Origin of the sequence: Salidesulfovibrio onnuriiensis, from assembly GCF_008001235.1 — a bacterium.
GTDB lineage: Bacteria > Desulfobacterota > Desulfovibrionia > Desulfovibrionales > Desulfovibrionaceae > Pseudodesulfovibrio > Pseudodesulfovibrio onnuriiensis.
In genome coordinates this window covers 3,794,539-3,811,191 of record NZ_CP040751.1, presented here as the reverse complement: position 1 = coordinate 3,811,191, position 16,653 = coordinate 3,794,539, and the positions used below count along the sequence as shown (strand labels likewise).

17 protein-coding genes and 1 pseudogene are annotated in these 16,653 nt (G+C 62.3%); 6 read left to right on the top strand and 12 right to left on the bottom strand.

The window, feature by feature from the left end; translation table 11 throughout:
• Positions 1 to 10: 10 nt before the first annotated feature.
• The 11 genes and pseudogenes from FGL65_RS17720 to FGL65_RS17675 form a co-directional block, all read right to left on the bottom strand.
• The gene (locus FGL65_RS17720) at positions 11 to 1,843 is read right to left on the bottom strand and encodes a Na(+)/H(+) antiporter subunit D (RefSeq protein WP_147822568.1); all 1,833 of its coding nucleotides are present in this window, start codon (positions 1,841 to 1,843) and stop codon (positions 11 to 13) included.
• Complete coding sequence (locus tag FGL65_RS17715; protein ID WP_147822567.1) at positions 1,830 to 2,090, bottom strand: hypothetical protein; 261 nt, start codon at positions 2,088 to 2,090, stop codon at positions 1,830 to 1,832. Before FGL65_RS17715 ends, FGL65_RS17720 begins: the two co-directional genes overlap by 14 nt.
• 2 nt (positions 2,091 to 2,092) lie before the next feature.
• Positions 2,093 to 3,577 carry a monovalent cation/H+ antiporter subunit D family protein gene (locus FGL65_RS17710; protein WP_147822566.1) on the bottom strand — a complete coding sequence of 495 codons (1,485 nt, stop codon included), beginning with the start codon at positions 3,575 to 3,577 and terminating at the stop codon, positions 2,093 to 2,095.
• A gap of 2 nt (positions 3,578 to 3,579) precedes the next feature.
• Positions 3,580 to 3,888 carry an NADH-quinone oxidoreductase subunit NuoK gene (nuoK, locus tag FGL65_RS17705; protein WP_147822565.1) on the bottom strand — a complete coding sequence of 103 codons (309 nt, stop codon included), beginning with the start codon at positions 3,886 to 3,888 and terminating at the stop codon, positions 3,580 to 3,582.
• Entirely contained in the window at positions 3,885 to 4,391 is a 507-nt protein-coding gene (locus FGL65_RS17700; RefSeq protein ID WP_147822564.1) for an NADH-quinone oxidoreductase subunit J family protein, read from the bottom strand. The genes nuoK and FGL65_RS17700 overlap by 4 nt, the downstream gene beginning before the upstream one ends.
• On the bottom strand, positions 4,388 to 4,960 hold the full coding sequence (locus FGL65_RS17695; protein ID WP_187170451.1) for a 4Fe-4S dicluster domain-containing protein: 573 nt from the start codon (positions 4,958 to 4,960) through the stop codon (positions 4,388 to 4,390). Before FGL65_RS17695 ends, FGL65_RS17700 begins: the two co-directional genes overlap by 4 nt.
• Positions 4,961 to 4,968: 8 nt before the next feature.
• A complete protein-coding gene (gene nuoH / locus FGL65_RS17690; protein ID WP_187170450.1) occupies positions 4,969 to 5,949 on the bottom strand; it encodes an NADH-quinone oxidoreductase subunit NuoH in 981 nt (326 codons plus the stop codon).
• Complete coding sequence (locus tag FGL65_RS17685; protein ID WP_250645641.1) at positions 5,946 to 7,106, bottom strand: NADH-quinone oxidoreductase subunit D; 1,161 nt, start codon at positions 7,104 to 7,106, stop codon at positions 5,946 to 5,948. The genes nuoH and FGL65_RS17685 overlap by 4 nt, the downstream gene beginning before the upstream one ends.
• Positions 7,107 to 7,286: 180 nt before the next feature.
• Positions 7,287 to 7,607: pseudogene (locus FGL65_RS18610) on the bottom strand (NADH-quinone oxidoreductase subunit C); the annotation flags it as partial.
• A 90-nt stretch (positions 7,608 to 7,697) separates the two neighbouring features.
• Positions 7,698 to 8,267, bottom strand: coding sequence for an NADH-quinone oxidoreductase subunit B (locus FGL65_RS17680; protein ID WP_147822561.1), 570 nt, complete (start codon positions 8,265 to 8,267; stop codon positions 7,698 to 7,700).
• Complete coding sequence (locus tag FGL65_RS17675; RefSeq protein WP_147822560.1) at positions 8,246 to 8,623, bottom strand: NADH-quinone oxidoreductase subunit A; 378 nt, start codon at positions 8,621 to 8,623, stop codon at positions 8,246 to 8,248. The genes FGL65_RS17680 and FGL65_RS17675 overlap by 22 nt, the downstream gene beginning before the upstream one ends.
• 293 nt (positions 8,624 to 8,916) lie before the next feature.
• Between FGL65_RS17675 and FGL65_RS17670 the strand changes: the two genes are divergently transcribed.
• Positions 8,917 to 11,001: a molybdopterin-dependent oxidoreductase gene (locus FGL65_RS17670; protein WP_147822559.1), complete on the top strand. Its 2,085-nt coding sequence runs from the start codon at positions 8,917 to 8,919 to the stop codon at positions 10,999 to 11,001.
• Positions 11,002 to 11,125: 124 nt separating this feature from the next.
• Here the strand turns inward: FGL65_RS17670 and FGL65_RS17665 are convergent, their stop codons facing one another.
• Positions 11,126 to 11,998 carry a LysR substrate-binding domain-containing protein gene (locus FGL65_RS17665; protein ID WP_187170449.1) on the bottom strand — a complete coding sequence of 291 codons (873 nt, stop codon included), beginning with the start codon at positions 11,996 to 11,998 and terminating at the stop codon, positions 11,126 to 11,128.
• Between the two features lie 79 nt (positions 11,999 to 12,077).
• Between FGL65_RS17665 and FGL65_RS17660 the strand changes: the two genes are divergently transcribed.
• The 5 genes from FGL65_RS17660 to tmcA all read left to right on the top strand — a co-directional run bounded on the left by FGL65_RS17660 (position 12,078) and on the right by tmcA (position 16,573).
• Entirely contained in the window at positions 12,078 to 12,422 is a 345-nt protein-coding gene (locus FGL65_RS17660; RefSeq protein WP_147822557.1) for a carboxymuconolactone decarboxylase family protein, read from the top strand.
• Positions 12,423 to 12,906: 484 nt separating this feature from the next.
• The gene (tmcD, locus tag FGL65_RS17655) at positions 12,907 to 14,157 is read left to right on the top strand and encodes an electron transfer complex subunit TmcD (RefSeq protein ID WP_147822556.1); all 1,251 of its coding nucleotides are present in this window, start codon (positions 12,907 to 12,909) and stop codon (positions 14,155 to 14,157) included.
• A gap of 10 nt (positions 14,158 to 14,167) precedes the next feature.
• On the top strand, positions 14,168 to 14,830 hold the full coding sequence (tmcC, locus tag FGL65_RS17650) for a TmcC family electron transfer complex membrane anchor subunit (RefSeq protein ID WP_147822555.1): 663 nt from the start codon (positions 14,168 to 14,170) through the stop codon (positions 14,828 to 14,830).
• A 24-nt stretch (positions 14,831 to 14,854) separates the two neighbouring features.
• Positions 14,855 to 16,189, top strand: coding sequence for an electron transfer complex ferredoxin TmcB (gene tmcB, locus FGL65_RS17645; RefSeq protein WP_147822554.1), 1,335 nt, complete (start codon positions 14,855 to 14,857; stop codon positions 16,187 to 16,189).
• A gap of 12 nt (positions 16,190 to 16,201) precedes the next feature.
• The gene (tmcA, locus tag FGL65_RS17640) at positions 16,202 to 16,573 is read left to right on the top strand and encodes an acidic tetraheme cytochrome c3 TmcA (RefSeq protein ID WP_147822553.1); all 372 of its coding nucleotides are present in this window, start codon (positions 16,202 to 16,204) and stop codon (positions 16,571 to 16,573) included.
• Positions 16,574 to 16,653: the final 80 nt, after the last annotated feature.

The window sequence follows — 16,653 nt, the reverse complement described above, 5'->3', positions numbered from 1 at the left end:
AGCGTTGCTCCTAGGACGTCAGCAGCCAGACCAGGGCGGAGACGCCCAGGCCGGCCAGTATTGCGGCCGTGGCGTATGCCTGCAGCCTTCCGTTCTGGATGATGGTCGCGCTTTTTCCCACCGAGCGGACCGAGGTGGCGGTGCCGTCCACCACCGTATCGATGCCCTTGCGGTCGAACAGGGAGGAGAGCCAGGCCGAACCCATGAGCCCGCGCAGGCCCAGGGTGCGGTAGACGCTGCTCCAGACCGTGTCCACGGCCGCGAAGGGGCGGGAGAACAGGGCCAGGAACAGCTTGCCTCCCAGGATGTACAGGTATTCGAAGTCCACGTTGCGCTGGGCGTGGGGCACCAGGATCTTGCGCATGGCGGTGAAGCCCAGGCCGGTGAAGCCCAGCAGCATGAAGGCCTGCAGCAGGTGCCAGATCGTGTAGGGCACGTAGGGGTGCTCCACGGCCTCGGCCACGTGCTTCACAAAGGGCGAATACGCGGCCACGCCTTCCCGGAAGGGAAGCTGCATGTACAGCAGGTCCGGGTACAGGCCGGTGATGATGCACAGGGCCGCGCCGATGCCCATGCCCACGTACATGTTGACCGGGATGGGCTTGAGTTCGCCCGTGTATTCCTTCTTGGAGTAGAAGGCGAAGTACGGGAGCTTGAGGCCCACGGAAAGGAAGGTGCCCACGGCCGCCAGTTCCATGCCCAGGGCCAGCCAGGTGCGGTGCGCCTCGGCTGCCCCGGCAATGGTCATGGTCTTGCTGACGAATCCGTTGAAGAAGGGCATGCCCGAGATGGAGACCCCGGCCACCACGTAGAGGATGAAGACCCAGGGCAGGCGGCGGACCAGGCCGCCCAGCTCGGTGAGCTTGGCGGTGCCGGCCGCGTGCAGCAGGCAGCCCACGGACATGAACAGCAGGCCTTTGTAAAGGATGTGCGCGTAGGCGTGGGCGCAGGCCCCGTTCACGGTCATGGCCGTGCCGATGCCCACCCCGGCCACCATGTATCCCACCTGGGAGACGATGTGGTAACCGAGGATGCGCCGCGCGTTGTTTTCCATGGTCGCGTAAAAGACGCCGTACAGGCACATGACCACGCCCGCGATGGCCAGGACCTCGAACCCGGCAAAGGCGCGGGCCAGCACGTAGACCGCGGTCTTGGTGGTATAGGCGCTCATGAACACCGCGCCCGTGACCGTGGCCTCGGGGTAGGCGTCCGGCAGCCATGCGTGCAGCGGCACCACGGCCGCGTTGACGCAGAAGCCCAGCAGGATGAGCCAGTCATAGTACATGGCCCCGGAGGGATCCACGGGCACGAAGCTCATGGTGCCCAGGTCCGCGTAGCGCAGCAGGATGCCGCCCAGCAGGAACAGGCCGCCCAGGGTGTGGAACAGGAAGTACCGGAAGCCCGCCTTCACGGAGCGGTTGTTCTTGTTCAGCCAGACCAGCATGGTGGAGGCCACGGACATGACTTCCCAGAAGATGAACAGGGTCAGGTAGTCGCCCGCGAACACGCAGCCGAACCCGCCGCCCACATAGGCCAGGGAGGACATGTGCTGTCCCTTGTCCTTGAGGTGCATGGCAAAGACCAGGGCGATGAGCCCCTGCACCGCGAAGACGTTGGCGAAGATGGTGGACAGCGCGTCCACCCGGAAGAAGGTCAGGTCCATGCCGATGTAGTGCGCGAAGCCCGTGGTGCCTGTGTCCAGGGTGACCACGGAAACGATGGCCAGCAGCGCCGGGATGGGCAGCAGCCACTTGAGCAGGCGCGAGGAGATGAAGGGCACCAGCAGGGCTGCGCCCAGGAAAAAGAGGGCCGGGTGGCTGAGCAGGCTGTTAGTCGCGGTCATAACAGTCCTCCTCCATGGCCAGCATCGGCCCGATGATTTTCTTCATGACGAACGCCAGGACCACGGCCCCGATAAAGCCGAATACGGCCCAGAACCCGGGCCAGTGCTCGGCCGCGAAGTGCGGATGATGCGGCAGTTCGAAAACGTTGGCGACGAGCAGCACGGCCAGGAAGACCACGAAAGCCCAGAACCAGAACGCGCCCCTGGGGCGTTGCCCGGCAAACCATTCTCCCAGTCTGTTTTTCATGCCTAGAACCCCTTGAACGTGTTGATGAAGTTCAGGAACGCCTGCGGGTAGAGCCCCAGGAACACGGACACTGCGGCCGTGATGCACAGGGGCGCCACCATGATCAGCGGGGCCTCGTTGTATTGCTCGATGGCCGCGTCGGGCGCCGGGTCACGGAAAAATGCCCGGAAGATGATGGGCATGAAGTAGCCCGCGTTGAGCAGGGTGGAGGCCAGCAGGGCGCAGAGCAGCACGTAGTGGTGGATGGCGACGGCCCCCTGGGCCATGTACCATTTGCTGACGAAGCCGCAGACCGGGGGAACGCCGATCATGCTCAGGCTGGCCACGGCGAATGCGCCGAAGGTCCAGGGCATGCGGCGTCCCAGGCCGTTCATGCGGCTGATTTTCTTGATGTGGGTGGCCACGTAGATGGAACCGGCACCCATGAACAGGGTGATCTTGGAGAAGGCGTGGTGGGCGATGTGCATGAGCCCGCCCTGCACGGCCACGGGCGTGAGCATGGCCACGCCGATGACCACATAGGAGAGCTGGCTCACTGTGGAGTAGGCCAGCCGCGCCTTGATGTCGTCCTTGGTCAGGGCGATGACCGAGGCGGCCACGATGGTGAAGGCCGCCAGATATGCCGTGGGGATGCCCAGGAACAGGCGGTCCATGGTTTCCACGCCGAATCCCGAAAGGATGATGCGGCTCAGGGAGAACACGCCCGCCTTGACCACGGCCACCGCATGCAGCAACGCCGAGACCGGGGTGGGCGCCACCATGGCCGAGGGCAGCCAGTTGTGCAGCGGCATGATGGCCGCCTTGGCCAGGCCCGCCAGATACAGGATATAGGTCAGGGTCACCAGGGTCGGGTTGGCGTCGGCCGGGAAGATGCCCGTGACCAGGTCGCCCAGCCGGAAATCCAGGGTGCCGCAGAGCACGTAGGTCAGGATCATGGCCGGCAGCAGGAAGAGCTTGGACGTGCCCATGAGGTAGACGAAGTACTTGCGGGCGCCCGAGAAGGCCTCGTCATCCTCGTGGTGGGCCACCAGCGGGTACGTGAACACCGAGATGATCTCGTAGAAGAGATACAGGGTGAAGATGTTGGCCGCCGTGGCCACGCCCACGGCCCCGAAGATGGCCGTGGCGAAACAGAAGTAGTACCGGGTCTGGGCGTGCTCGTTGAGGGAGCGCATGTACCCGATGTTGTAGGCCGTGACCAGGAACCACAGGAAGGTGGCTATGAGCCCGAAGATCATGGCCAGCCCGTCCGCGCAGAACTTCACGGTCATGCCCGGCAGGATGGTGAACAGGGTATAGGTGTATATCTTGCCCTCAAGCACGCCGGGAACGAACGAGACGATGGCGGCGAATGCCAGGGCCGCGGCCGCGAACGAGACGCCTTCGCGCATGTTCTGGTCGCGGCGCAGCAGCCAGATGGCCAGAGGGGCCGCGAAGGTTACGGCCAGGGGGATGAGCAGTGCGGGTGAATGAATGAATGTGACCATGCCTACCCCTTGAGCTCGGATGCGGTTTGTGAGGAAGCGTTACCGAAACGCTTGGCCACCACCAGGATGATTGCCAGTGCCAGGGTTGCCTCGGCTGCAGCCAGGCCCATGACCAGCAGGGATGAAAGCTGGGCCAGGGCCCCGTCGGACGTGGTGAGCTGCCCCGAGGCCGTGATGCTCAAGGCGGCGCCGTTGAGCATGAGCTCCACGCTGATGAGCATGCCCACCAGGCTTTTGCGGGCCATGAAGCCGTAGAGCCCCAGAACCAGCAGGAAGAGACTTACGAAATGGTATGCGTGCAGGGCGGTCATCGCGCCATCCTCCTTTCGAATCCCAGGACCACGGCCCCGGCCATGGCCACGAAGAGCACCACCGAGATGAGCTCGAAGGCCAGGACGTATTCGCCCAGCAGCTTTTTGCCGAGTATGGCGATGTCCACCAGCTGCGGCACGTTCAGCACCGCCAGGTCGGACTTGAGCATCACCAGGCCCAGGAGCAGGGGCAGCAGCAGGCTTGCGGCCAGCAGGGCCAGCCTGCCCATGGCCGGAACGCTTGCGTCGCCGTCGTCGCCCCGGGTGAGCATGATGGCGAAGAAGATGAGCACGGACACCGCGCCCACGTAGATGAGTATCTGCATGAGCGCCATGAAGGGCGCGTTCATGAGCAGGTAGAGCCCGGCCGTGCCGAACAGGGCCGCGATGAGGCCCACCATGGCCCGGACCAGGCTGCGCGCCGAGACCGCCATGATGCAGCCCGCCGCGATGACCAGGCTGTAGAGTGCGAAGAGGGCTTGTGCCGCAATGGTTTCGCTCATGATGCCTCCTTTGCGGACCGGCGCAGCCGTTCCAGCAGGTCCACGGTCAGGTCCTTCTTGTCGGTTTCGGCCCAGTACACGTGCTTGGAGTGCTGCAGGGACTTCACCGGGCAGTGCAGGACGCACAGGCTGCACAGGGAGCACAGGCTGTAGTCCAGGCTGAACTTGGACAGGGTCTTCTTGGGTTTCTTGGGCTGGGGAGGCGGAACCTGACTTTCCTGGGGCCCTTCCTCGACCTCTGGCTGGGGCGGAAGCTTTTCCGTCTGGGCCTTGATGGAGATGCAGCCCGAGGGACAGATGCGCATGCATTTCATGCACATGATGCAGCGGGGGGTGTCCGGGGTCTTGGGCTTGCCCACCAGTTCGATGTGGCCCCGGTAGCCGGTCAGGGCCTCCGGTTCCACGGTCTGGCGCGGGTAGTGCACCGTGACCTGTTTGCCCGCGAAGTACTTGCCGGTGACCCCGAGGCCCACGATGAGGCTCCAGAGGCCCTTGGCGGTTTCGCGCAGGGTGCCCAGGACTCCGGTTTCCGGTTTCGGCGTCTGTTTGATTCTTGCTTCAATGGCCATGACGACTCCTAAAAGACCTTCACCAGAACGGCGGTTGCGAGCAGGTTGACCAGTGCCAGGGGGATGAACCATTTCCAGCAGATGTTGAGCACCTGGTCGAAGCGCACGCGCGGATAGGTCCAGCGGAACCACATCATGACCGTGAGCAGGGCGTACATCTTGACCAGGAACCACCATGCCCCGGAGAGGAACGGCCCTTTCCAGCCGCCCAGGAACAGGATGGTCGCCAGGGAGCAGACCACGATCATTTCCGCGTACTCGGCCAGGAAGAACAGGCCGAAGCCCATTCCCGAATATTCGGTGTGGAAGCCCGCGGTGAGTTCGCTTTCCGCCTCGGGCATGTCAAAGGGCGCGCGGTTGGTCTCGGCCACGGCGCAGGTGAAGAAGATGACGAAGGCCAGGGGCTGGGTGACCAGGTTCCACTGCCAGGGCCAGGCCCCTTGCTGGGCCACGGTTTCGCTCAGGTCCAGGGTGCCGGTCATGAAGGCCACGGCCAGCAGCGAGAGCAGCAGCGGGATTTCATAGGCCACGGACTGGGCCACGGCGCGGGCCGCGCCCAGAAGCCCCCACTTGTTGTTGGAGCCCCATCCGGCCAGGCACAGAGCCAGCACGTTGAATCCGGCAAAGGCCAGGATCAGCAGCAGGCCGAGGTTGGTCTGCACGCCGAAGAGTCCCGGCCCGAATTCGATGGGCAGGAAAAGCACGAAGATGGGCATGAAGGACAGGATCGGGGCCGTCCAGAACAGCCACGGGTCCGCGCCCTGCGGGGCGACCAGCTGCTTGCCCACCAGCTTGAGGGCGTCGGCCACGGGCGTGAGGATGCCGTGGGGGCCGACCTCGAAGGGGCCGGGACGGCGCTGGATGTGGCCCGCAACCTTTCGTTCCATGTAAACCAGCAGCAGTCCGTTGAGTCCGATGAACACGGCCAGGGCCACGATGCACAGGACCAGCCGCAGGGCGGGTTCGGGTATGGCGGTGAATTGCATCATCTGTCGATCTCCGGAATGACGAGGTCAAGACTGCCCAGAATGGACACGGCATCGGCCAGCAGGGAGCCCTGCGCGCAGTCCGCGAACAGGCTCAGGTTGGAGAAGCTGGGAGAACGGAGCTTGACGCGGTAGGGTTTCTTGTCGCCGTTGCTGGCCACATAGACCCCGATCTTGCCTCGGGCCCCTTCCACAACGCCGTAGGCCTCTCCCTCGGGCGGGGTGAACCCGGCGTTGGGGGCCTTCTTGGCCACGTGGCCGTCGTCCGCGTTTTCCAGTTGATCCAGGGCCTGCTCCACGATCTTGATGCTCTCGGTCATTTCGTCCATGCGCACCATGTACCGCGAAAGGGCGTCGCACCCGTCGTAGGCCGGGATCTCGAAGTCCAATTCATTGTAGAGCGAGTAGGGCGAGTTCAGGCGCACGTCGTAGGGAACGCCCGAGCCGCGCAGCACCGGGCCCGTGGCCCCGTAGCGGCGGCACATGTCCTGGCCGATGTGGCCGATGTCTTCCACGCGTTTGCGCAGGATCACGTTGTCGGTCACCAGGGCCGTGAACATGGGCAGCCGGTCCCTGAGGGTCCTGACCACGTGCCGCGCCTCGTCCGCGAACCCGGCCGGGGCGTCCTTCATGACGCCGCCGAACAGGAAGTAGCAGTAGGTGAGCCGCGAGCCCGTGAGCACCTGGAGCAGGTCCATGATGCGCTCGCGGTCTTCGAACGCGTACATGATGGGTGTGAACGCGCCCAGGTCCAGCAGATAGGCCCCCCACCAGAGCAGGTGCGAGGAGATCCGGTTGAGCTCGGTGGTGATGATCCGCAGCAGCTCGGCCCTGCGGGGCACCTCGACCTCGGCGATCTTTTCCACTGCCAGACAGTAGGCCTGGTTCCAGGCCAGGGCGTGCAGGTAGTCCACCCGGCCCATGTTGGGCAGGTACTGGTGGAAGTTCTTCACCTCGCCCATCTTTTCGTGCATGCGGTGGATGTAGCCCAGCACGGGGTCCGCGCGCATGACGTATTCGCCGTCCATCTCCAGCACGATGCGCAGCACGCCGTGGGTGGAGGGGTGCTGCGGGCCCATGTTCAGGACCAGCCGGTCTTCCTGGTCGGTCTGTTCGAAGTGCCGGGAGTAGTAGTCCCCGTCCTCCACGTCCAGGCGCATGGTGCCGGGCGCGTCCGGCTGGCGGTAGCGCAGTTCCGGGTTGCAGCGCAGGGGGTGTTCGTCCTGCTTGGCCGAATGGAGATTCAGTGCGCAGCTGCAAAGCATGTGGTCCGAGTCGCACTCGATGATCTTGTTGGCCTTGACGATGTCGAAATAGGAGGCGCGGTTCTTTTCCTGCTTTTCCAGGGGGTGCTCGTCGGCCATGTCGTCGGCCAGGAGCAGGGGCGCCGGGTTGGGGTGTTCCTCGTAGTTGACCGGGAAAAAGTCCATGTTTTCGCGTTCATGCCAGTCCGCGCCCGGATAGATGCCGGAAATGCTGGGGAAGCAGGCCTCGTCGTGCGGGGCCAGGGAGCGGATGGTGACCCGGTCCGATTTTTCCCAGTGCCCGAAATGGTACTGGGCCTGGATCCCTTCGGTCACGTCCATCAGGGTGATGTCCTCCAGGTGGTAGCCCGCCTCCAGCATCATTGCCGCGGCGTCCTCCAGCCGGGCCCGGTCCATGTAGACCGAGCATCCCTGGCCCGAGACCAGGTCGTCCACCACGGCGCGATTCTCTTGTTCGTAGGTCAGGAGCAGATCCTTGTGCATGGCTTAGGATTCCTCCTTTCCGGAACGGGGTTCGGGGCGGGGCGGGGCGGCCTCGAAACCTTCGGGCACGGGCCACCAGCGTTTGCCGCTGATTTTTTCCTGGATCTGGAACAGGCCTTCCAGCAGGCCCTCGGGGCGGGGCGGGCATCCGGGCACGTAGACGTCCACCGGAATGAGCTGGTCCACGCCCTCGATGATGCCGTACTGGCCCTTGAATTTGAACGGGCCGCCCGAGATGGCACAGTTGCCCAGAGCCATGACCCACTTGGGCGCGGGCATCTGCTCATAGAGCCGCACCACGGCGGGGGCCATCTTCTTGGACACGGTGCCGGCCACGATCATGAGGTCGGCCTGGCGGGGCGAGGGACGGAAGACTTCCGCTCCGAAGCGGGACATGTCGAACCGGGCCATGCCCGCGGCCATCATTTCGATGGCGCAGCATGCCAGTCCGAAGGTCATGGGCCACAATGACATGGCCCGGCACAGGTCCACCACCTTCTGGACCGGATCGGCGTTGATCAGAGCCGGGTCCACGGTGGTGACGGCGGGATTCAGCGGATTCTGCGGGGCCATGTGAACACTCCCTTTTTCCAGAAATAGATGCAACCGAGGCCGAGAGCGGCCAGGAAGATGAAGACCTTGAGCAGGGGCAGCCAGCCGATGCTTCCGGGGTAGTGGACGGCTACCGGGAACAGGTAGAGCACGTCCACGTCGAAAGCCAGAAAGAGTAGGGCATAGAAGTAGTAGTTGATGCCGAATCGTCCCCATGGGGACCCATGCGGGCGGATGCCGCATTCGTAGGGGGTGTGCAGTTCACCGCCGCGCGCCTTGGGCGCCAGCAGCAGGGAACCAATGAGAGGGCCGCCGGCGAAGGCAACGCCCACCAGCAGCCCGATGATAATCGCAATGTTCAGCCAGGAAAAAACCATCGCAACGCTCTCCCTCGACAGTTTGCAGGTGACGAACATGTCATTGTTTCAAGACAGATAGACATGAATTTTAATACACGGTAAAGGTATTAGCACATATGTACAAAAATTCACAATAATAATTTATTGGTTGAGCGATACTCCAGTAAGATGGGGTCCTGGAAAGTTCGTTTTTTCACAAGAGGGGCATGTTGTTGTTACTGCAGTGGCGGAACTGGTAATCGGGCAAAAAGAAGTATGCCGACTCCAGTCAAGATCCATGACATACATTATATGAGGGAGAGATCAGGGAAATGACCAGAAAGCGAGTCTACAGCGTCTGCGGCATGTGTACGGTCCGCTGTCCCATCATGGCGGAGGTGGAGGACGGAAAGGTCAAGTTCATCAAGGGCAACCCGCACGACAGCGGCATGAAGGGCGCGCTGTGTCCGCGCGGCGCGGCCGGCAACGCCCTGATCACCGACGACGAGCGGCCGCAGTACCCCATGATTCGCGACGGCGAGCGCGGGGAGGGCAAGTGGCGGCGGGTTTCCTGGGACGAGGCCCTGGATTACGTGGCCGGAAAGCTCAAGGGCATCATCCAGGAACATGGCCCGGAAAGCGTGCTCTGGTCCGACCGGGGCGGCCCCTTCCGCGACCTGCACATGGCCTTCATGCGCGGGCTCGGTTCCCCCAACTACTGTAACCATGACGCCTCGTGCGCCCGCAACGTGCAGCACGCGGCCAAGTCGGTCATGGGCATGGGGCGCAAGGACGTTTCCTATGATTATCGCAACTGCAGGCATCTGGTGCTGCAGACCCGGAACATCTTCGAGGCCATCAACGTAAAAGAGGTGAACGGGGTGCTCGACGGCCGGGAAAACGGCTGCGAGATGACCGTCATCGACATCCGGGCCACGGTTTCCGCAGGCAAGGCGGACAATTTCTTCATGATCCGGCCGGGCACGGACTATGCCTTCAACCTGGCCGTGATCCACGTGCTGCTGGCCGAGGACCTCTACAACAAGGAATTCGTTTCCCGCCACGTGCGGGACCTGGACAAGCTGCGCGCCTTCGTGGGCCAGTACACCCCGGAATGGGCCGAGCAGGAAACCGGCGTGCCCGCCGGCGATATCCGCAGCCTGGCCCGCAAGCTGTCTGCCGCAGCGCCCGCGGTCATCTGGCATCCGGGCTGGATGGTGGCCCGCTACAGCGATTCCTTCTATGTCAGCCGCTCGGCCTATCTCATCAACGCCCTGCTGGGATCCCTGGGCGCCAAGGGCGGCCTGCCCTTCACCAACAAGCCCGGCGATTTCGGCCGCACCGGCCTCAAGAAGTTCGTGGACCTGTACCCCAAGCCGGAAAAGGACCGCGCCGACGGCTGCGGCACCACCCTCAAGCATATCGACGGCGGCCCGGGCCTGGTCCATCTCAATTACGACGTCATGGTCTCGGGCGACCCGTACCCCATCAAGGCCTATTTTATTCATCGCCACGATCCGCTCATGGCCCTGCCCGACCCGGACGCCATCCGCGAAAAATGGCGGAATCTGGACCTGATCGTTTCCACCACCTTCAGCTGGTCGGACTCGGCCTGGTTCGCGGACGTGATACTGCCCATGTCGCCGTACCTGGAGCGCGATTCCATCCTGGCCTGCAAGAACGGCCTCAAGTCGTTCCTGTTCTACCGCGCCCGGGCCGTGGAGCCTCGTTACGAGACCCGCGCCGACTGGGAAATCATCTGTGGGCTGGCGGAACGGCTGGGCCTGGATAAGCTGGCCTTCAAGAGTCTGGAGGAACTGCACGACTACCAGTTGGAGGGCACGGGCGTGACCCGCGCCGATTTCGAGGCCACGGGGCAGGTCTCCCTGTCCGACGAGGCCAAGTACCGCACCCTGGACGAGCTTTCCTTCAAGACCAAGTCCGGTAAGGTGGAGGTCATCAACGACACCTGGGAGGACATGGGCCTGCCTTCGCTCAAGCCCTACGAGTCCCCGGAAGCGCCGCCCGAGGGAAAGTTCCGCATCACCTTCGGCCGCTGCGCCCTGCACACCCAGGGCCATACCCTCAACAACAGGCTGCTGAGCAGGAAGATGAGCGAGAACAAGCTGTGGATCAACACGACGCGCGCCGAGGCGCTGGGCATCAAGGACGGCGACGACCTGATCCTGAACGGGGATCCGGACAAGGGGACCATCAAGGCCTACGTCACGGACTTCGTGCATCCGGACTGTGTGTTCATGCTCCACGGCTTCGGCCACAGGCTGCCCGTGGAATCCCGCGCCTTCAATAAGGGCGTGGCCGACCACGAGCTCATGAAGGGCGGCCTGGACCGCATGGACAAGGCGGGCGGCGGCCTGGCCCTGCAGGAACACTTCGTTTCCGTGAGCAAGGCCTGATCAGAGAAATACGTAACACATCAATACCTCTCCTAAGTATTGAGTGCCCCACACAAGGAAAGGGGGAAGCGGTTGAGACGCTTCCCCCTTTCTCCTTTCCTGCCGGTTTAAATGCCGATGCCGGCTAGCCCATCCTGTTCATGATGAAATTGGCCAGACCGTTGACGATGCCATGCTGCCTGTCCACCCACTGATGCAGGCAGACCGTGGTGGAGGGCAGGGCCGGAAAGCCGTCCTGCTCCCCGAGGATGCGCAGCCCCTGTCCCGCCGTGCTTCTTCCCACAGGTGCCACGGCAAGGCCCGCCCGCACGGCGGAAAGCACGCCCGTGAGGCTCGGGCTCACGAAACAGATGCGGTGTTCGATGTTGCGTTCCGTGCAGCCCTCGATGGCCCAGCGGCGATAGGGGCATCCCTCATGAAAGACCGCCAGGGGCAGGGGGCGCTGCTCGTGGACGCCGTGTTCGCCGCTCGTGATCCAGACAATGGGCTCATGGTGTATCACCTGGGCCGCCGCGTCTTCGGGCGGGGCCGGATGGTTCAGGATGGCCAGATCGAATTCCCCCCTGGCGTAGCGCTTTGCCAGGGACCGGCTGGTGCCGCAGAAGACCTCCACCAGAACGCGGGGATACGCGGCATGGAAGGCGGCCAGGATGCCGGGCAGAAAGCAGGTGGCGTAATCCTCGGGCGCTCCGAGCCGCACCCTTCCCTCCATGTCCGGGGCGGTCATGGCCGCCAGGGCCTCGTCGTGCAGGTCCAGAATCTGCCGGGCGTATTTCAGGAGAGTCTCTCCCTCGAAGGTCAGGGCCACGCCCCGGCCCATGCGTTCGAAGAGGCGACAGCCCACCTCGTTTTCCAGCTTGGCCATCTGCATGCTCACCGCGGCCTGGGTGCGGTGCACCTGTTCCGCCGCACGGGTGAAGTTGCCCGTGTCGGCCGCAGCCGCAAAGGTCCGCAAGGATTCCAGGGGGAGATTGAAGGGGGCTTTATCATCAAGCATATTTATGGATATCATAAAATCAATTCGTTTGTCTAATTTCATGAGTGGCGGCATGAAATGGAAAAACAAGGAGATACAAATGGTTGAAAAACAGACGGTCCTCAAGGAATCCCTGGGTGAACATTGGCAATACTGCCGCAAACTCATGCCGGAGTTTGCCGGGATGTACGACGGACTGTCCGGCGAGGCCTATCTGGATGGGGCCGTCAAGGCCAGGGACAAGCGCCTCATGGCACTCACCGCCGCCATCATCAGGGACTGTCGTGGCTGCATCCTGTTTCAGACGGAGCGGGCAATGGAGCAGGGGGCCACCGTCGAGCAGGTCCTGGAAACCATCGCCGTCGCCATTGCCCTCGGAGGCTCGCTGGCCGCATCCGCATCAACGCGGGTCATACAATATTTGCGGGAGCAGCAGCACATTTAGGTGGATTGTACTTGACGAAATTCATTTGGCGGTTTAGGCCGCCTTTTTTATACCCTTTTTTTGGCGGATTGCCTTTTGGCATCTTCAGGGCCGGGAGGGGGGTGCCATTTCCTTTCAAGTGATGGTATAGGGATTTTCAATGACAGAGGTCGTTGATTATTCGATCAATCATTTCGATTGATGGATCAAGGGTTTTGCCCTATGGTCTGATCCAAATTATTGTGGTGGACTGTAGGGTGTCCCAACAGTTTGAATTGAAAGGACTTCTTTTTTGATGTGGCCGCATGGCCGCTGCATGGTGGAAGTCTTTTTTCATAGAGAGGCAGAGAGGCAGGCACGAGGCGGGTCAGGTGTTCCTTTATCCCCTATGGTGTAGGGGATTCACAACGGCGGGTGGCTTGTTGTGAAGAAAAGCGGCGCTTGGCGCGCATCGACGTAATACTGAAGCGAACTGGCCTGGTATTGGCCGGTTGGGAGGAATACGATGCAAAACACCAACGGCTGGAATTGGGAGCCGGGACGCAAGGTACAGGATTTTGCGGACTGTGCTCAGAATTCCGAATGGCTGGAAGAGTGGTGCGTCAGCCCGGATGGCGAGAGCGTGGCCCAGGTGGCCTGTACGGCTCCCGCCGAATTCGCGTGGTGCATCAACGGAAAGCTTTCGGAAAACGTCTATGAGAAGATCATCTGTCCCAAGTACACCACGGACGGAAAGCTGATTGCTTTCGTGTCCCAGGACATGGAATGGTTCCTGTGCGTGGACGATGAGACAGGCGAGGAAGGCTACGGTTTTCTTTGGGATTCCATGTGGGCCGGCGGCACCATTGCCGCAGGCGCGCAGCAGGACATGCAGTACGGTATGGTGGTCAACGGAACCATTTGGGAAAACCTTTTCGAAAACGCCAACAACTTCGTCCTGAGCCCGGACGGCAGGAAATCCGCCGCTGCGGTGCAGGTCAAGCCCATGGCCCAGGCGGATATCTACACCTTCCAGGAAGGCATCTATCAGGTGGCTGTGGACGGTGAGGCGCTTGGCGACGTTTTCATGAACGTCTACACGCCGAGCTTCAACCAGGATGGCTCCAAGGTCGCGGCCCAGGTTCGCGAAACCCTGTACGACTACAGCATCGCTGTTGACGGCAAGGCCTGGGGCACCAAATTCCAGACCGTCTGGGAACCCCGTTTCAATCCCAAGACCGGAGCGGTGGTCGCACCGGTGCGCCAGGGCGGCAAATGGGGCATGGCCCAGGACGGACAGCTTCTCTGGTCCGCCCGCTACGCCCAGCTCTGGCAGCAGCAGTTCACGGCCGAGGGAGACCTCTGGGCCATCTGCGCCACGGACTTCGGCAAGTTCAACCTTGTCCTCAACGACAAGCCCTTTGCCGCAAGCGCATCGGTCATCTGCGACATGGCCGTGAGCCCGGACGGCAAGCGCGCCGCGGCCATGGCCCGCCACAGCTTCAAGAAATGCTTCGTGCTGTGCGATTCGGGCGCCTGGAGCGGCGAATACGACATGGTCTGGAAGCCGGTCTTCAGCCCGGACAGCGCCAACATCGCCGTCCGCGTGGACCGTGGCAGCAGCCAGACCATCCTGGTCAACGGCAAGGCCTACGGCGAGGACTTCGACCAGTGCTTCGAGCCGGTCTTCAGCCCTGACAGCAGCAAGGTGCTCATCAAGGCGCGCAAGGGGGCTGAATACCTCCGCATCGTGGCCGACGTGAGCGAATTCAAATAGGGGGAACGCAATGTACCACAGCATTTACGATCTCGTTACCGGCCCCCTGACCTGGCTTGGCTTCGGCGTGCTCGTGCTCTTCGGCCTGTACAAGATGATTTCCATGTACAGCCTGGCCAAGAAGAAGGACGGCAGTTCCATCTTCTACGTGAAGGCCAAGTACGGCATCCGTTCCATCCTGCAATGGATCATCCCGTTTGGCACCACCGGCTGGAAGGCGAATCCGGCCCTGACCGCCGCCACCTTTGTTTTCCACATCTGTCTGCTGGCCACCCCGATCTTCCTTGGGGCGCACATCGACATGTGGGATTACAACTTTGGCGTGTCCTGGCCCGCCCTGCCTGATCAGGTCGCGGACATCATGACCGTGCTGGTCATTGCCGCCTGCTGTTTCTTCGCCTACCGCCGCATTGCCGACAAGAACGTGGCCTTCGTGACCACCTGGAAAGACTGGTTCGCCCTGTGCGTGACCGTGAGCCCGTTCATCACCGGGTTCCTGGCCTATCACCAGATCTTCAACTACCAGTTCATGATCGTCCTGCATGTCGTCACCGGTGTGGCCTGGTTGCTGTTCGTTCCCTTCGGAAGGCTCAGCCACGCCATTTTCGGTTGGTATTCCCGTGTCTACATCGCGTCCGAATTCCAGGGCGTGAGGCACGTCAAGGACTGGTAGCCCGATCACAAGGAGGATCAAGTCGTGTACAACGAAATATTCGACAGAAAGGTCGATGACATCGGGTTGCAGACGGGGATCGACCGCCTGACTCCCGAGAAGATAGAAAAAACCATCAAGCAGGTGCTTGAAAGCGAGACCGGAGCCAAGCTCAAGGTCTACAACGATACCTGCGTGCGCTGCGGCATGTGTGCCCAGGCCTGCCACTACTACATGTCCCATCTGGATCCGAGCTACTCTCCGGTGGCCAAGATCCACCAGAGCATCAAGGTGCTCATCGACAGGGCTGGCAAGGTGGGCCCGGACTTCATCTACCAGTGCGCGCAGATCGCCTACACCGAATGCAACCTGTGCCGCCGCTGCGTGCATTACTGCCCCTTGGGCGTGGACACCGCCTACATGATGTCCACCATGCGCCGCATCTGCCACAAGCTCGGCGTCACCCCGCAGTACATCCAGGATACCGCGCATTCCCATTCCGCCACCATGAACCAGATGTGGGTCAAGGACGACGAATGGACCGACTCCCTGCTCTGGCAGGAAGAGGAAGCCCGGGACGAGTTCCCGGACATGCGCATTCCCCTGGACGTGGACGGCGCGGACATGATGTATTCGGTCATCGGGCCGGAGCCCAAGTTCCGCACCCACCTGATCTACCAGGCCGCCGCAATCTTCCATGAAGCGGGGCTCAGCTGGACCATGCCGAGCCTGCCCGGCTGGGACAACTCGGACATGGCCATGTATTCCGGCGACTTCGAAATGATGGGCCGTCTCAAGCGCTCCCACTTCGAATGCGCCCAGAAGCTGCACGTCAAGCGCATCGTCATGGGCGAGTGCGGCCATGCCTTCCGTTCCGTTTACGACCAGGGCAACCGCTGGCTCGGCTGGAGCGACTATCCGGTCGAGGTCGTCCACTCCGTGGAGTTCTTTGCCGAGCTGTTCAAGGCCGGTAAGATCAAGATGCAGGACAAGCACCCGGGCAAGGTCACCATCCATGACCCGTGCAACATCATCCGCGGCCGCGGCCTGATGGAACACCTGCGCTACCTGGCCCATGAAATCTGCGAGGAAGTGGTGGAGATGTCCCCCTCCGCGGAATACAACTACTGCTGCGCCGCGGGCGGCGGGGTCATCAACTGCGGCCCGCCGTTCAAGAACGTGCGCATGGAAGGCAACAAGATCAAGGCCGACCAGCTCAAGGCCGCCTACGACAAGGGCGTGCGCACCATCCTGGCTCCGTGCCACAACTGCCATGGCGGTCTGGAAGACATCATCCACCACTACGGCATTGAGATGGATATCAAGTTCCTGGGCGACATCATCTACACCAACATGGTCAAGACCAAGGCTGTGGAATAGGGAGGCGAGAGCATGAAAAAAACCATCACACTCCTGCTGGCTTTCGCCGCTGTCGTCGTGTTCATCCTTCCGGCCTTCTGCCAGGAGGACATCAAGGAACTCAAGAACCCGGCCTTCCAGAAGGCCGAGCGCCCGGCCGTGCCCTTCATGCACGACGAGCACAATGAAAAGGCCGGTCTGGACGGCTGCCTGCCCTGCCACCACGAAGGCAAGGAAAACGGCGAGCTGGTCGAGGGTGATCCCGTGGCCTGCGCGGACTGCCATGAGGCGGCTCCCGCGGACGGATCCATGGACCTGAAGACCGCCTACCACAAGCAGTGCATCCAGTGTCACGAGGACGCTGCCAAGGGCCCGGTGGCCTGCGGCGAATGCCACGTGAAATAGCACTGCCGCGATTCCCAGATTGACAAGGCCGCCGGAGCGATCCGGCGGCCTTTTTGCTGTACGGCAAAAATACTTCCTCT

What these genes read in the sequence shown, in the direction of transcription:
- FGL65_RS17720 (WP_147822568.1), bottom strand. Translation starts at nt 1,843, where the DNA reads ATGACCGCGACTAACAGCCTGCTCAGCCACCCGGCCCTCTTTTTCCTG.
- FGL65_RS17715 (WP_147822567.1), bottom strand. Translation starts at nt 2,090, where the DNA reads ATGAAAAACAGACTGGGAGAATGGTTTGCCGGGCAACGCCCCAGGGGC.
- FGL65_RS17710 (WP_147822566.1), bottom strand. Translation starts at nt 3,577, where the DNA reads ATGGTCACATTCATTCATTCACCCGCACTGCTCATCCCCCTGGCCGTA.
- nuoK (WP_147822565.1), bottom strand. Translation starts at nt 3,888, where the DNA reads ATGACCGCCCTGCACGCATACCATTTCGTAAGTCTCTTCCTGCTGGTT.
- FGL65_RS17700 (WP_147822564.1), bottom strand. Translation starts at nt 4,391, where the DNA reads ATGAGCGAAACCATTGCGGCACAAGCCCTCTTCGCACTCTACAGCCTG.
- FGL65_RS17695 (WP_187170451.1), bottom strand. Translation starts at nt 4,960, where the DNA reads ATGGCCATTGAAGCAAGAATCAAACAGACGCCGAAACCGGAAACCGGA.
- nuoH (WP_187170450.1), bottom strand. Translation starts at nt 5,949, where the DNA reads ATGATGCAATTCACCGCCATACCCGAACCCGCCCTGCGGCTGGTCCTG.
- FGL65_RS17685 (WP_250645641.1), bottom strand. Translation starts at nt 7,106, where the DNA reads ATGCGCCTGGACGTGGAGGACGGGGACTACTACTCCCGGCACTTCGAA.
- FGL65_RS17680 (WP_147822561.1), bottom strand. Translation starts at nt 8,267, where the DNA reads ATGGCCCCGCAGAATCCGCTGAATCCCGCCGTCACCACCGTGGACCCG.
- FGL65_RS17675 (WP_147822560.1), bottom strand. Translation starts at nt 8,623, where the DNA reads ATGGTTTTTTCCTGGCTGAACATTGCGATTATCATCGGGCTGCTGGTG.
- FGL65_RS17670 (WP_147822559.1), top strand. Translation starts at nt 8,917, where the DNA reads ATGACCAGAAAGCGAGTCTACAGCGTCTGCGGCATGTGTACGGTCCGC.
- FGL65_RS17665 (WP_187170449.1), bottom strand. Translation starts at nt 11,998, where the DNA reads ATGCTTGATGATAAAGCCCCCTTCAATCTCCCCCTGGAATCCTTGCGG.
- FGL65_RS17660 (WP_147822557.1), top strand. Translation starts at nt 12,078, where the DNA reads ATGGTTGAAAAACAGACGGTCCTCAAGGAATCCCTGGGTGAACATTGG.
- tmcD (WP_147822556.1), top strand. Translation starts at nt 12,907, where the DNA reads ATGCAAAACACCAACGGCTGGAATTGGGAGCCGGGACGCAAGGTACAG.
- tmcC (WP_147822555.1), top strand. Translation starts at nt 14,168, where the DNA reads ATGTACCACAGCATTTACGATCTCGTTACCGGCCCCCTGACCTGGCTT.
- tmcA (WP_147822553.1), top strand. Translation starts at nt 16,202, where the DNA reads ATGAAAAAAACCATCACACTCCTGCTGGCTTTCGCCGCTGTCGTCGTG.